The sequence below is a fragment of the Nonomuraea sp. NPDC005983 genome (assembly GCF_040614375.1).
Lineage (GTDB): Bacteria > Actinomycetota > Actinomycetes > Streptosporangiales > Streptosporangiaceae > Nonomuraea.
The window spans coordinates 16,382-29,307 of sequence record NZ_JBEXUP010000017.1 but is presented as its reverse complement, the minus strand read 5'-3'; the positions used below and the strand labels follow the sequence as shown (position 1 = coordinate 29,307).

At 70.9% G+C, this 12,926-nt stretch carries 10 protein-coding genes; 4 read left to right on the top strand and 6 right to left on the bottom strand.

The window, feature by feature from the left end; translation table 11 throughout:
- Positions 1-9: 9 nt before the first annotated feature.
- Positions 10-915, bottom strand: coding sequence for an N-acetyl-1-D-myo-inositol-2-amino-2-deoxy-alpha-D-glucopyranoside deacetylase (gene mshB / locus ABZ297_RS10905; protein ID WP_355342837.1), 906 nt, complete (start codon positions 913-915; stop codon positions 10-12).
- A gap of 45 nt (positions 916-960) precedes the next feature.
- On the opposite strand from mshB, the gene ABZ297_RS10900 reads away from it, so the two are divergent.
- On the top strand, positions 961-3,027 hold the full coding sequence (locus ABZ297_RS10900; protein ID WP_355342834.1) for a prolyl oligopeptidase family serine peptidase: 2,067 nt from the start codon (positions 961-963) through the stop codon (positions 3,025-3,027).
- 217 nt (positions 3,028-3,244) lie between these two features.
- Positions 3,245-4,621: an alpha/beta fold hydrolase gene (locus ABZ297_RS10895; RefSeq protein ID WP_355342831.1), complete on the top strand. Its 1,377-nt coding sequence runs from the start codon at positions 3,245-3,247 to the stop codon at positions 4,619-4,621.
- Between the two features lie 79 nt (positions 4,622-4,700).
- Here the strand turns inward: ABZ297_RS10895 and ABZ297_RS10890 are convergent, their stop codons facing one another.
- A complete protein-coding gene (locus ABZ297_RS10890; protein WP_355342828.1) occupies positions 4,701-6,458 on the bottom strand; it encodes an ABC transporter ATP-binding protein in 1,758 nt (585 codons plus the stop codon).
- A gap of 3 nt (positions 6,459-6,461) precedes the next feature.
- Positions 6,462-8,150, bottom strand: coding sequence for an ABC transporter ATP-binding protein (locus ABZ297_RS10885; protein WP_355342825.1), 1,689 nt, complete (start codon positions 8,148-8,150; stop codon positions 6,462-6,464).
- A 386-nt stretch (positions 8,151-8,536) separates the two neighbouring features.
- On the opposite strand from ABZ297_RS10885, the gene ABZ297_RS10880 reads away from it, so the two are divergent.
- Complete coding sequence (locus ABZ297_RS10880) at positions 8,537-9,175, top strand: phosphotransferase (protein ID WP_355342822.1); 639 nt, start codon at positions 8,537-8,539, stop codon at positions 9,173-9,175.
- A 211-nt stretch (positions 9,176-9,386) separates the two neighbouring features.
- Entirely contained in the window at positions 9,387-10,133 is a 747-nt protein-coding gene (locus ABZ297_RS10875) for a methyltransferase domain-containing protein (RefSeq protein WP_355342819.1), read from the top strand.
- A gap of 81 nt (positions 10,134-10,214) precedes the next feature.
- On the opposite strand, the gene ABZ297_RS10870 is transcribed toward ABZ297_RS10875, so the two are convergent.
- The 3 genes from ABZ297_RS10870 to ABZ297_RS10860 all read right to left on the bottom strand — a co-directional run bounded on the left by ABZ297_RS10870 (position 10,215) and on the right by ABZ297_RS10860 (position 12,767).
- A complete protein-coding gene (locus ABZ297_RS10870) occupies positions 10,215-11,720 on the bottom strand; it encodes an ATP-binding protein (RefSeq protein ID WP_355342816.1) in 1,506 nt (501 codons plus the stop codon).
- Between the two features lie 97 nt (positions 11,721-11,817).
- Complete coding sequence (locus tag ABZ297_RS10865; protein WP_355342813.1) at positions 11,818-11,955, bottom strand: hypothetical protein; 138 nt, start codon at positions 11,953-11,955, stop codon at positions 11,818-11,820.
- Between the two features lie 167 nt (positions 11,956-12,122).
- Positions 12,123-12,767: a helix-turn-helix domain-containing protein gene (locus ABZ297_RS10860; RefSeq protein ID WP_355342810.1), complete on the bottom strand. Its 645-nt coding sequence runs from the start codon at positions 12,765-12,767 to the stop codon at positions 12,123-12,125.
- Between the last annotated feature and the right edge of the window lie 159 nt (positions 12,768-12,926).

Sequence of the window (12,926 nt, the reverse complement as noted above, 5' to 3'; positions counted from 1 at the left end):
CCGCTGAGGTTAGTGGATGCCGGAGAACAGATCGTTCTCGCGGTCAGCTGGTCCGCCGATGCCGCCCGACTCGGCCGGTGGCCCCGGCATCGCGGGCCCTGGCACGCCGCTGGCCAGGATGAAGTGCTCCACGCCCAGCGCCTCCTGGCCGATGTTGTTGGACAGGGCGAACCAGGGCGCGTCGACGGTGATCTGGGTGGCGTGCGCCCGCATGGCCTCCAGCTTGTTGCCGACCCAGGAGCGCGCGTCGACCTCCGTGGTGATCTCCCTGTCGTGGCTGCCGAACGGCACGTCGTCGACGTCCTCGGCGATGAACGTGACGTCCGCCTCGCGCAGCGCCTCGGCGGTGCGCGACATCACGGAGCGGGCGACGGCCGTGTGGTAGAACTTCGCGATCTGCCACGGTTCGCCCTCGCCGAAGCCGGGGGCGGCCGCCAGCTCGAACGCCCGCCGCGCGACGCGATGCGCCTGGATGTGGTCGGGATGCCCGTAGAAACCGTTCTGGTCGTAGGTGACCAGGACCTGGGGACGCACCTCGCGGATCACCTTGACCAGCTCGCCCGCGGCCTCGTCCAGGTCGGCCTGCCAGAAGGCGTTGGGACGGTCGTTGGAGGCGACTCCCATCATGCCCGAATCGCGCCAGCGCCCGGGGCCGCCGAGAAAGCGGTGGTCCTCCACGCCGAGCGCCTGGCACGCGGCGGCCAGCTCGCCGATGCGATACTGGCCGAGGGTGTCGTCGTGATCGGCGGCCAGGTGCGCGAGGTCCGCGGGGATGACCTCGCCCTCCTCGCCGAGCGTGCAGGTCACGAGCGTGACGTGGGCGCCCTCGGCGACGTACTTCGCCATGGTCGCTCCGGTGCCGATCGACTCGTCGTCCGGATGAGCGTGCACGAGCAGCAGCCGTCGGTCCGTCATGAGTCAGAGCGTAACCAATCCCTGGCTGCTGGCAGGATTGGGGCCATGAGTGAGAGTTTCCCGCGCCTGTCTGCCAGGACCCGCCGGTTCACCCTCGGGGTGCCCAGGGGCTTCACGATCTCTCCCGACGGTGGCAGGGTCGTCTTCCTGCGGACACGGTCCGGCTCCGACCCGGTGACCTGCTTGTGGGAACTCGACACGGAAACGCACGTCGAGCGCCTGGTCGTCGATCCGCGCACACTCGACGCCGACGAGGAGAACCTGCCCCCGGAGGAGCGGGCCCGGCGCGAGCGCAGCCGCGAGCAGGCGGGCGGCGTGGTCGGCTACTCCACCGACTCGGCGGTGAGCACGGCCGTGTTCGCCCTGTCAGGCAGCCTGTACGTGACGGAGCTGGCGAGCGGCCTGACGCGGCGGCTGGAGACCGCGGGCGCGGTCATCGACCCCCGCATCTCCCCCGACGGGCGACAGGTCGCCTATGTCACTGATGGCGCGTTCCACGTACAGGGCCTCACGTCCGGCGACGACCGGGCCCTGGCCACGCCCGAGTCCTCCACCGTCACCTACGGGCTGGCCGAGTTCATCGCCTCCGAGGAGATGGACCGGATGCGCGGCCACTGGTGGTCGCCGTCGAGCGACGCGCTCCTGGTCGAGCGGGCCGACGAGGCTCCCGTCCGCACCTGGTACATCGCCGACCCTGCCAACCCCGACCGCCCGGCCTCCGCCCAGCGCTACCCGGCCGCGGGCACGCCGAACGCGGTGACGGAGCTGTTCGTGCTCGGGCTCGACGGGTCGCGGGTGGCCGTCCCGTTCGAGGACGACTACCTCACGACGGCGTCCTGGGACTCGCACGCGCTGTCGATCGTGACCATGTCCCGCGACCAGAAGCGGCTGCGCCTGTTCTCCGTCGATCCGGAGACGGGGGCGTCCACGCTGGTCCGCGAGGACACCGACCCTGCTTGGGTGGACGTCGTCACCGGCGTCCCCGCCCACCTCGACGACGGCTCGCTGGTCTGGGTGGCCTCCGCCGACGGCGGCAACCGCCTGTTCGTCGGCGACCGCGCGGTCACCCCGCCGACCCTGCAGGTGCGCGACGTGCTGGACGTCGACCACGACAGCGTGCTGTTCAGGGCGAGCGGCGACCCCACCGAGATCCAGCTCTGGACCTGGGACGGCAACTCGCTGCTGCCCGTGTCCACCCGGTCCGGGGTGTTCTCGGGGCGGATGTCCGGCGGCGTCGGAGTCCTGACCGAGCAGACGCTCGACGACGAGGGCGTGTCCACCACCGTGGTGCGCCGCGACGGCATGGCGATCCCGATCCCGTCGCTGGCCGAACGGCCCGGCCTCGACCTGCGGGTCTCACTCGGCCGTTCCGGGCGCCGCGAGCTGGCCACGGCCGTGGTGCTCCCGTCCTGGCACGAGCAGGGCTCGCGCAAGCTGCCCGTCCTCATGGACCCGTACGGCGGGCCGCACGCGCAGCGGGTGCTGGCCAGGCGCGGCGGCTACCTGGAGAGCCAGTGGTTCGCTGAGCAGGGCTTCGCGGTCATCGTCGCCGACGGGCGCGGCACCCCAGGCAGGGGCCCCGCGTTCGAGCGGGCCGTGCTGAACGACCTGGCCACCCCCGCCCTGGAGGACCAGATCGACGCCCTGCACGGCGTGGCCGAGCAGTACCCCGACGACCTCGACCTGTCCAGGGTGGCCATCCGCGGCTGGTCGTTCGGCGGCTTCCTGGCCGCGCTGGCGGTGCTGCGCAGGCCGGACGTCTTCCACGCCGCCGTCGCGGGCGCGCCGGTGACCGACTGGCGGCTGTACGACACCTGCTACACCGAGCGCTACCTGGGCCACCCCGACGAGCAGCCGGACGTCTACGACAACTCCTCGCTGTTCGGCGACGCGGCCAAGCTGGAGCGTCCGCTGCTGCTGATCCATGGCCTGGCCGACGACAACGTGGTGGCGGCGCACACGCTGCGGCTGTCGTCCGCGCTGCTGGCGGCGGGGCGTCAGCACAGCGTGCTGCCGCTGTCGGGCGTCACCCACATGACGCCGCAGGAGGTCGTGGCGGAGAACCTGCTGCTGCTCCAGGTCGACTTCCTGAAGCGCTCCCTCGGGGAGTAGGCGGCACGCCGAGCCGGAGTCGCGGGCCGAGCGGGGGCGCGCCGTGCCCCCGCTGCCCGTACCCCCGCTGCCCGTGACGGCCGCGGCTCCCGTGACGGCTGTCCTGCGCCGGTGCTCTCGGACCGTGGGCTGACATCCCCTGGTCTGATCATCGGCCGCGCAGATCCAGACCGTGGGCCGATGTGCGCGGGCACCCCGTTCCGGGATCGTTGCGGCCATGCTCAAGTCAATCGCTCTGGCGCTGGCCCTCGTGAGCTCGGGCGTCCACGCGCAGCAGGCTGCCGGTCCCGACTGGGGCACCTGCCCCGACGACAAGATCGGCATGCAGTGCGCCGATCTCCAGGTGCCGTTGAACTGGCAGAAGCCCGACGGCCGCAAGATCACTCTGAAGCTGGGCCGGCTGAAGTCGACCGGCACCAGCGAGGGGTCCGTCCTGGTGGCGTACGGCGGCCCTGGCGCGCCCGGCATCGGCATGACCCAGCGGCTCGGAGACTGGTGGGCCAAGCTGCGCGAACACATGGACATCGTCACCTGGGACACTCGCGGCTACGGCGAGCAGTTCGGCGGCACCAGCACCGGCCTGCCGTGCACCTGGACCCGCGTCCCCCTGCCCGACTTCCCCGCCGACGACGCCGACTTCGGCAGGCTCTCCGACACCAACCGCGGCTACGCCGAGGCCTGCCGTAACAAAGACCCCGAACTCTTCGCCAACATGAGCTCCGCCGACCACGCCAGAGACATGGAGGCGATCAGGAAGGCGCTCGGCGACGCCGAGCTCAACTTCTACGGCGCCTCCTACGCCGGCTTCTACGCCCAGGCCTATGCGGGCCTCTTCCCCGGCCAGGTCCGCACCATGGTCCTCGACGGCACCTGGAACCACAGCGCGTCCGACTGGAACGCCGAACTGGAGGCGATGGCCAAGAGCAACGAGCAGTTCATCGACCGCTTCTTCACCTGGTGCGCCTCCCACGACTGCCAGGACGTGCCCCGCCTCTGGCGCGGCCTGGTCGCCAGGGCCGACCGCGCGCCGATCCCCGCCAAGTCGGCCGGTATCGCTTACACGGGCCGCGACCTGCAGTCCTTCGTGGTGGCCTCGTCCCGGCAGGGCCCTGACGCGTGGCCGGCCCTGGCCGAGTCGATCCGCAAGGCGAGCAAGGGCGACGCCTCCGGCTTCGTCCCCGCGCGCGGCGCCCGCTACCCCGACCAGACGACGGGCGTCACCGAGTGCGTCGACTGGCCCCGCCCCGCCAAGCGCGCAGACCTTGACGCGACCGTCGCCCGCCTCCGCAAGGTCGCCCCGAACGCGGGCACGGCCAACACCCTGGCAACGGCCGGCCTGGGCTGCATCGGCTGGCCCACCCCGGTCACCAATCCGCCGGCGGCCCTGCCCAAGGGCCTGCCACCGCTGCTCGGCGCAGGGGCCTGGGGCGAGTCCGACGCCGTCGGCCGCGTCGTCGCCCAGGTTCCCGGAAGTTCGGTGGTGTCGTTCGACGGCCCCGGCCACACCCTCTACGGCACCAACCTCTGCGCCCGCGACCACATCAACCGCTACTTCACCGACCGAACTCTCCCCAAGCCGGGCACCAAGTGCTGACCCCAGTCCCTGACCGCTTCGCCGGGGGCTCGGACGGCACGGCGCCGGGGGCGGCAGGGGCGGCAGGGCCTCGACGGTGTCAGGTGCGGGTGGAGGTCGGGGTGCCGTGCCAGCTGCTCCACAGGGCGGCGTAGGAGCCGCCCTCAGCAACCAGCTCGTCGTGCGACCCGAGCTCGCTGATCCGCCCGTCCTCCACCACGGCGACCCGGTCGGCGTCGTGGGCGGTGTACAGGCGGTGGGCGATGGCGATCACCGTGCGGCCGTCGAGCACCGCCGCGAGCGAGCGTTCCAGGTTCCTGGCCGCGCGGGGGTCGATGAGCGAGGTGGCCTCGTCCAGGACGAGCGTGTGCGGGTCGGCCAGCACCAGGCGGGCCAGCGCCAGCTGCTGCGCGTGTGCCGGGGAGATCGTCACGTTGCCCGAGCCGACGACGGTGTCGAGGCCGTCGGGCAGGGCGGCCACCCAGTCGAGGGCGTCCACCGCTTCGAGCGCCTTGCGGACGGCCGCGTCGTCGGCGTCCGGACGGGCGATCAGCAGGTTGTCGCGGAGCGTGCCCTTGAAGACATGGTGCTCCTGGGTGACGAGGGCGACGTGGCCGCGCAGGTCGTCCAGGGGCAGGTCCACGAGGGGCACGCCGCCCACCGACACCACGCCGGTGCGCGGGCCGTGAATGCCGGCGAGCAGCCGTCCGAGCGTCGACTTGCCCGCGCCGGACGGGCCGACCATCGCCAGGCGCTCCCCCGGCCTGACCGTCAGCGACACGCCGTGCAGCACGTCGTGGCCCGCCCGGTAGGCGTAGCGGACGTCGTCGGCCTCCAGCATCTCGCCGGAGGGCCGGTCGGCGGTCGCCTCGCGGTCGTCGGGAACGTTGGCGACGCCGAGCAGCCGCGCCATGGCCGCGCCGCCCACCTGGAGCTCATCGATCCACATGAGGAACCGGTCGAGCGGGTCGATGAGCTGCTGCGCGTACAACGTGGCGGCGGTGACCTGGGCGAGCGTCACCCAGCTGCTGCTGTAGAGCAGGCCGCCGACCAGCAGGGTCGACACGACCGGGATCACGTAGCCGAGCTCCACGGCGGGGTACCACCGCGTGCGCAGCCCGAGCGTGTACCGTTCGGCGGCGTAGGAGCGGCCGATGTCGCGGTCGGTGCGCTCCCTGCGCCGCCGCTGGAGGCCGAGCGCCTCGACGGTTCTGGCACCTTCAACGGTTTCGGCCAGGCCCTCCGTCATGTCGGCGTAGGCGGCGTTCTCGCGCAGGTAGCCGTCGCGGGCCCGGTTCAGGTACCAGCGGCTGGAGATCCAGATGATCGGCGCGGCGATCAGCATGGGCAGCATGAGCAGCGGCCCGACCAGCAGCAGCGCACCGATGGTGATCGCGAAGGTGACCATCGCGATCAGCGTCTCCGGCACGGCGTGCCGGACGGTCCGCGACAGCGAGTCGACGTCGCGGGACGTCCTGGTGATCAGGTCACCCGACCCTGCCCGTTCGACGGTGGAGAGCGGCAGCCCGAGCACCCGGTCCACGAACTCCTCACGCAGCTCGGCGAGCACCTGCTCGCCGAGCGTCGCGGAGGCGAGCACCGCGTACCGGATGAGCACGGACTGGAGCAGCAGGAAGCCGCCGATGCCGAGGATGACGAGGGCGACGTTCACCTGGCCGCCGTCCTGGACGTTCTGCACCAGCGCGCCGAGCTGCCACGGCACGGCCAGCCCGGCGATCGCCGCGAGCCCGTGCAGGGCGAGGGCGAAGGTGAGCTGGCGCGGGTACTTCAGCGTCAGCCGCCTGGCGTAGGCGCGTACCTGCTTCTCGTCTGCGACCGGCAGGATCTCACGAGCCATTCGTCAGTCCTCCCCTCGTGTCACGGTGGCGGCGTATTCGGGCGTGGAGTCCAGCAGGTCGCGGTGCGTGCCTTCGGCGAGCACCCTGCCGTCCTCCACGTAGATCACGTGCTCGGTGCGGTCGAGCACGAGCGGGCTGGTGGTGCAGACCAGCGTCGTACGTCCGGCGCGGGCCTTGGCCAGCCGCTCGGCGACGCGCGCCTCGGTGTGGGCGTCGACGGCGCTGGTGGGCTCGACCAGGATGAGCACCTCGGGGTCGGCGAGCAGGGCGCGGGCCAGCCGCAGCCGCTGCTGCTGGCCGCCGGAGAACTCGCGCCCGGCCTCGGCCACCTCGGCGTCGAGGCCGTCGGGCAGCGCTTCGACGATGTCCTCGGCGCAGGCGTTCCGCAGCGCCTGGCGCAGCTGCTCGTCGGAGGAGCCGCCGCGGACGTCCAGCTCGTCGCGGAGCGCGCCGGTGAACAGGCGGGCGGCGTTGTCGGCGACCAGGATGCGCGAGCGGACCTCGTCGATCGGCAGCGTGGCCAGGTCGACGGGGCCGAAGGTGACGTCGCCGTCGGCGTAGCGGCCGAGCCGGTCGGCGATGGCGATGGCGTCCTCGGGGGCACTGGCGGCGACGGCGGTCAGCATGCCGGGCTGGACGGTGACACCGCTGTAGGAGTCGCGCAGCACCCCGCCCTCGCTGGCGCCGGCGCCGCCGGAGACCTCGGGCTCGATCGTCAGGATGCGCACCACGCGGCGGGCGGCCACGTGCCCCTTGGTCAGCTTGTCGGCCACCTCGGTGAGCGTGCGCATCGGGCCGATCAGGAAGACCGCGTAGCCGTAGAAGGCGACGAGCTGGCCCGCAGTGATCTCGCCCCCGATGGCGAAGGACGCGCCGATGCCGGTGACGACCGCGATGAGCACGCCGGGCAGCAGGATCTGCGCCCCTTCGAGCATCGACTCGACCCTCGACACGCCGACGCCCGCGAACCGCACCCGCTGCGACTCCTCGCGGTAGCGGTCGGCGAACACCTGCTCGCCGCCGATGCCGCGGAGCACCCGCAGCCCGGCGACGATGTCGGCGGACCTGGTGGACAGGTCTCCGGTCAGATCACGCTGTTCCTTCTGCCGCTTGTGCAGGGGTTTGAGGAGCGGCGCGATGGCGACGGCCATGAGCGGGACACCGAACAGCACCATCAGCCCGAGCGGCAGCGACGTCGAGATGAGGATCACGGTGACGACGATGATCGCTACCACGGAGCCGGTGCCGCGCAGCAGGACGTCCATGGAGCTGCCGATGTGCGCGATGTCGGAGTTGCCGACGCTGACGACCTCGCCGGTCGACAGCCGCTTGGGCAGCGTCGCGCCGAGCCGGGCGGCCTGCCGCGTGGTGACCTGGACGGTCCGGTACGCGGCGGACAGCCAGTTGAAGACGGCCATCCGGTGCCGCAGGATCCCGGTGGCGGCCTGCACCAGGCCGAGCGCGAACAGGATCGCCGACCAGGTGATCAGCGCCCGGGTGTCCTTGGCGGTGACGGCGTCGACGCCCTTCCCCAGCACGGCCGGCACCAGCGCCTGCACCAGCCACCACACGGTCGCGTAGCCGATGCCCATCAGGAGGGCGGGCGCCTGGCTGCGGGCATTCCACCACAAATAGCGCAGCGGGCTGCGGATGTCGGGCACGCCGGGATCGGCTTCAGGAAGGGAGCGCATAGCTCGTCAAGGTTGACTGAGCGCTGACTGGCCGGGCAAATGATTTTCCGGCCTGAAGGCGCGCCCGACGGATCCATCCGCGTGCCGCGTCTGACGGCCGTCCGGCGGGTGTACGGCCTGTTCACCATGGGTCGCGACGGCCCGGACCGCCCGTCAGGGCGACGCGGCCCGCGCCCGGCCGCGCGGCCCACTGGACGCGGGCGGTCAGACCTTCGTAGCCGCAGAGGAAGCCCATCCCGATCACCCCCGGAACGCGACCTTGGCCCCGAGGGGTGACTCACCCCGATGGCGTCCGGAACGCGGCCTCTGCACCGATCGGATGCTGTTTCCGCATGCACCGCGCGTCAGGTAACGTCCGGCTCTCCGGTGCGCCAGAATCGGTCTCTGTGGAGCACGGGTACACCAACAGCACGGTCGGCGACGGCGCTCTGGTCGTCAAGTGTTACCAGGGCCCCGACGCGGCGACGCGGCTGCGCACCGAGAGCAGGTTCCTGCGCAGGCTGCGCGGGCGGCTGCCGGTGCCGCGCGTGCACGAGGTCACCGCGACCAGCGTGACCACCCGCTTCGTCCGCGGCGCGCACGGCCAGGACCTCCTGGACGAGGGCCGCGCGGTCGAGGTCCTGGAAGGCTGTGGTCGTACCCTGGCCCGCATCCACAGGCTGGGGATCGTCCACGGCGACTACGGCCCCCAGAACCTTCTCTTCGATCCGGCCACCTTCGAGACGGCCGCCATCCTCGACTGGGAGTGGGCCCACCCCGGCACGCCGGTCGAGGATCTCGCCTGGTGCGAGTGGATCGTCCGCACCCATCACCCCGGACACGTGCCGCTGCTGCCGCGCTTCTTCAGCGCCTACGGCGACCCCGTCCCCGGGTGGCCGGAGCGCCACGCCGCGATGCTCGCCCGCTGCCGCGCCCTCCTCGACTTCACCAGCAGCTGGGAGCCAGGCGGCGAGGGCGAGAAACTCTGGCGCGGACGTCTCGACGCGACCGCCGCCTGGGCGTCCACACCCGACGACCACACCTGACGACACCCGCGCACCGACCCCTGCGAAGCACCCGAGCCTGACGGAACCCGCACGCCGCACCCGACCTGCCTGAGCCCGGCGAAACCCGTGACGCCGCATCCAACCCGCACCAAACCCGACAAAACAGCCGAACCGGCCCCGGCAGACCGCGTGCACCGGATCTCCACATCGGCGCCGCAGGACCTGCACACCGATCTGTTTGACTGCCCGCATGGCCACCATCGACTACCTCGACCAGCTCGCCGCCAGCGCCCCCGGACGGGCCTACAAGCAGGACGTCCTCGCAGCCCTGGACCTCCAGCCGGGTCAGACCGCGCTCGACATCGGCTGCGGCCCGGGAACCGACCTGGCCGACCTCGCGGCGGGCGTCACCCCGACCGGTTCGGTGATCGGGCTCGACCACGACCTGGTCATGGTCGACCAGGCCCGTGCCCGGCTGGCCGCGTCCCCGAACGTCGAGGTGCGGGTCGGGGACGCGCACGCCATGCCGCTCGACGACGGGACCGTGGACCGGGCGCGCGTGGACCGGGTGTTGCAGCATCTGGCCGATCCGGTGCGGGTGATGGCCGAGTTCGGCAGGGTCGCGCGTCCCGGCGCCAGGATCGTGATGGCGGAACCCGACTGGGACGGCCTGCTCATCGACTCCCCCGACCTGTCGCGCAGCCGGGCCCTCACCCGGTACGTCACCACCGAGGTGATCAGGAACCCCGACATCGGCCGCAGCCTCGCCCGGCTGGCCACCCGGGCAGGTCTGACCGTCCGGTCCGTCACCGCAGTGACCCCCGTGATCAGCGACTTCGACACGGCCGACCAGCTCTTCGGGCTCCGCCGCACGACGGCCAGAGCCGTGGACGCCGGCTACCTGGACACCAACGCGCCCGCCTGGCTGGACAGACTCGCCTCGGAGCCGTTCCTGGCCAGCTGCACGATCTTCATCGCCGTCGCCGAAGCCTTCTGATGGCGCACGCTGGGATGCCCAGTGGATATCCTCCACGGCTCGGCGCGTTAGTGATAGCTGCAACGATCATAGTTGTAGCTATCATTCCGACGGGGTGACCAGGGGCTCCCCGAGGTCGAGCAGTGTGGGCAGTTCGACCAGCAGGACGTCCCCTCTGCGGCGAGCGGCGCTGACCAGCTCGGGTTGAAAGCCCTCCATCGAGAAGAGCGCCAGGATGGCGCGGCTTGTCTCGTGTCCGTGCTGGTCGAGAAGCGCCTTGAGGCCGTCGAGCCGGTCGAGGTCCGCTACTCCGCGCCTGGTGAGCGTCGCTTTGGCCTCGCCGATGAGGCTGATGACCCCGCGCCCCGACCTGATGTCCAGGGCGACGACGTCGATCTCGTGCTTGGCCTGCCCGTTCCTGTCGTTGACCACGGTGGAGGTGACCTGCCCGGCGCTTCCTCGAAGGGACGGGTTCGCCTGACTGCGCAACCAGTCGCGGGCACACTCCTCGAAGTGCGGACCGAGGACGCGGGAGACGAACGTGGCCTGGGCGCGGCGCCACGCCTCTGCGGACCGCCCCGTTTCGACCAGATCTCGCTGCGGGACGGTGATCAGGTTGTGGAACCGCACGATGGGATCAGCGACTGTGATCACTGGTCGCCGCTCCCACAGCGGGTCGCTCTCGTAGCGCAGGTACCCAGCGCTGACCAGTGCGTTGATGGGACGGACCAGTGCCGACCGTCCTTGCTCCAGCAGCGCACCGATCTTCGCGGGGCTGGTCGCGCCGTTCGCGACGGCGTTGATGATCGCGTAATGCAGCGCGCTTCCGGTGAAACGCGGGTCTTCACGCAGGAGATACTCCGCCTCACTCCCGGAGTAGAGCGCCTGACTCAGGTCCAGGGCGGTGGCGGCCACCCAGGAGTCCAGCTCTGCCAGCCTCCGCGGCGCGGGCACGTTGGCCAGGTTGCGATAACCGGGAGAGCCTCCATAGATCGCGTGTACCCGCAGAGCGACCGACGGATCGCCGATCCCCCAGTGGATCGCCGTGGTGGCCAGGTCGAACGGGTGCAGGTGAAGATCGATCGCAGCCCGGCCACGCAACGCCTTGGTGCCTGACAGCAGCTCGTTCATCACCGACATCGCCGACCCGCACACGATCACCCGCCCACCTTCGTGCCCGTGCCCGGCCTGCGACTGGTCGTAGAGCAACTGCAGCAGACCGGGGATCTCGGGCGAATGAGCCATCCAGTACGGCAGCTCGTCGATCACCAGTAGCCCAGACGTCCCACTATGGCGGGCGGTCAGCTCGATGGCCGTGGCCAGAAGGGTTTCCCAGTCGGAGTCGCCGACGAGCTCGGCGCCGATGCCCGCGTAACGCGCTATGTCCGCAGCGAAGCGGCGCCTCGCGGCGACCACTCCCTCCTCGGCCACCGCCGACACGTAGAGACCCCCTCTGGCTTCGGCGAGCGCGCGCAGCAGGTAGCTCTTGCCCACCCGACGGCGTCCGGACACGACACCAAGGCGCAGGTGCGGATCCGGATGCTCCACGAACTGGGCAAGCGCGCTCCACTCAGCGTCGCGGGCCAACACTCGACTAGGTTTGCGCACGGATGACTCCTCATTAGTACGTTGACAAACATACTAATCAGGTAACGCCCGGCAGCTTGCGCGCATGTGCGGCCCCGGACATCATGCGCACGGACTGTCAGCCGCGCCAGCCGACCTTGTCGACGATGACGGCCTTGAGCAGGCTGCCCCAGCCGATGATCTGGCCGCCGTAGCCCGGTGGCACCCCGGCACCAGCGGTGCGTATCGGAGGCACCACAATGGCGCGCCTGATCATCGACCGCTCGTGGCGAGCACCCGGGGACCCGGCGCGCCGAAACGCGTTCCGGCGCGCCGGGGGACGATCCAGTAGTAGACCCAGGTGCCGCGCACAGTCGACCAGACCGGCCTGGGCGCAGCGGTTTCAGGTGGTAGGAGATCGTCGAGCGGTGCTGCGTGCAGTTGCTATGCGGGATGCTCGTGCTCGGAGGACGGATGCGGCGCACTCCAGATGCTGCGCAGTGGTCGCATGCCGTCCTCGACGTAGTCGGCGATAGGGCGGTTGGCGCCGTCGAGGTACCACTGCTCGAGTGCGGCGAAGTAGCCGAAGGCGAGGGCGTTCGCGATCACGCGAGCCTGCGTTTCGTTCACCTCTCCAGTCGCCGCGATCAGCGGTGCGATCCGCTGGCCGGCGCGGTCGAGGGTGGCGCAGACGGCCATGCGCACCGATGGCTCGGCGAAGAAGTAACGGACCCTGCGCCACGGGCTCCTCTCGGCCTGAGGGCCTTCGCCTGCGTCGTCCGGGCCGGATCTGCCCTTTGACGGGGATTCGTAGGCACGGACGGCCTGCAGCAGGCTGCCGACGGGATCGCCGGGGTCCAGGATGCTTTCGAGCGCCTCCGGGCTCATGCTGTCGAACTCGACGTCGGTGACCACGATCCCTTCCTTCGTGCCGAAGATGCGGTACACCGACGACGGCGAGACCTCGGCCGCCGCCGCGATCTCCTCGATCGTGACTGCGCCGAACCCTCTCTCGTCGAACAGGTCGAGGGCGCGTTCCTGGATGGCGCGCATGGCCTTGAGTCGCCAGCGCTCACGAAGCCCGCTCATGCGGAGCATCGTATCAGAAAGTCACTCTCTCAAGCATGTTGCTGCCGTTGAGGCATTGACTGTCTGAAAACAGGACCCTAGAGTCACCTGCTAGAGACAGTGACTGTCTCGTTTGGTGGCGGCAAGCGGGCGATCTTGACCTGCGGCCGTGCACGCACG

What these genes read in the sequence shown, in the direction of transcription:
- ABZ297_RS10885 (WP_355342825.1), bottom strand. Translation starts at nt 8,150, where the DNA reads ATGCGCTCCCTTCCTGAAGCCGATCCCGGCGTGCCCGACATCCGCAGC.
- ABZ297_RS10875 (WP_355342819.1), top strand. Translation starts at nt 9,387, where the DNA reads ATGGCCACCATCGACTACCTCGACCAGCTCGCCGCCAGCGCCCCCGGA.
- ABZ297_RS10890 (WP_355342828.1), bottom strand. Translation starts at nt 6,458, where the DNA reads ATGGCTCGTGAGATCCTGCCGGTCGCAGACGAGAAGCAGGTACGCGCC.
- ABZ297_RS10860 (WP_355342810.1), bottom strand. Translation starts at nt 12,767, where the DNA reads ATGAGCGGGCTTCGTGAGCGCTGGCGACTCAAGGCCATGCGCGCCATC.
- ABZ297_RS10865 (WP_355342813.1), bottom strand. Translation starts at nt 11,955, where the DNA reads ATGATCAGGCGCGCCATTGTGGTGCCTCCGATACGCACCGCTGGTGCC.
- mshB (WP_355342837.1), bottom strand. Translation starts at nt 915, where the DNA reads ATGACGGACCGACGGCTGCTGCTCGTGCACGCTCATCCGGACGACGAG.
- ABZ297_RS10900 (WP_355342834.1), top strand. Translation starts at nt 961, where the DNA reads ATGAGTGAGAGTTTCCCGCGCCTGTCTGCCAGGACCCGCCGGTTCACC.
- ABZ297_RS10895 (WP_355342831.1), top strand. Translation starts at nt 3,245, where the DNA reads ATGCTCAAGTCAATCGCTCTGGCGCTGGCCCTCGTGAGCTCGGGCGTC.